Genomic DNA, 741 nt, shown 5'->3' with positions numbered 1-741 from the left:
CACCAGCAGATCGGTTTTGCTTTACCAGCAGGTGTAACCACCGAGATACCAATTAAAGTATCGCTGCCGGCTACGGGCACGGCTATCCGTGGTACGGATTACAGTCTGCCGGCAGATACCACCTTCACCGGCGCTACCGGCGCCGCCCTGTTGCCGGTGGCAGCCGATATACTGGTGGAAGATGTGGAAGATATTCACGTGACACCGGCGGTGAGTGATGCTTACAGCACGATATACACCTTCCTGCCAGCTACCCTTGACCTGACGATCAAAGATGCGCAGTATCCATTCCCGGCGGGCGATTCGATCAAACTAAGTGCTGCACCGGACAGTGTGAACGAAGGCCAGAGCGCTGTTATCACCGCTACCTTCCCGCATAACTGGAAAGCCGGAAAAGCCTGGACGATCAGCCTGGCGAAAGATGCAATAGCATCTACCGTTGGCGACGACCGATACGACAGCATTCCAACGTTTATTACCATTGCCGCCGGCGCGGGCAGTGGTACAGCCACCCCGGTGAAAACGCTGACCAACAAAGTATTTAGTGATGAAGGATTTGTAAAGGTAGATGGTAACAAAGGCAACACAAATCTGCCAGCTACCAGCACCAGCATTTACATAAAAGATATCACTGATCCGGCGCAGAAGATCCTGACGCTGACGGCAGATAGTGTTACATTAAACGAAGGCAACAGCACGGCGATAAAAATGTCGCTGCCAGCCGGTTATAAATCAGCCAGA

At 52.8% G+C, this 741-nt stretch carries 1 protein-coding gene; it reads left to right on the top strand.

The window, feature by feature from the left end:
* On the top strand, positions 1 to 741 hold a 741-nt coding region (locus tag KE626_RS34500), incomplete at both ends, for a hypothetical protein (protein WP_211977717.1).

The organism is Chitinophaga hostae (assembly GCF_018224885.1).
In the GTDB taxonomy this organism is placed as follows: Bacteria; Bacteroidota; Bacteroidia; order Chitinophagales; family Chitinophagaceae; genus Chitinophaga; species Chitinophaga hostae.
This window is presented reverse-complemented; position numbering and strand designations above follow the sequence as displayed.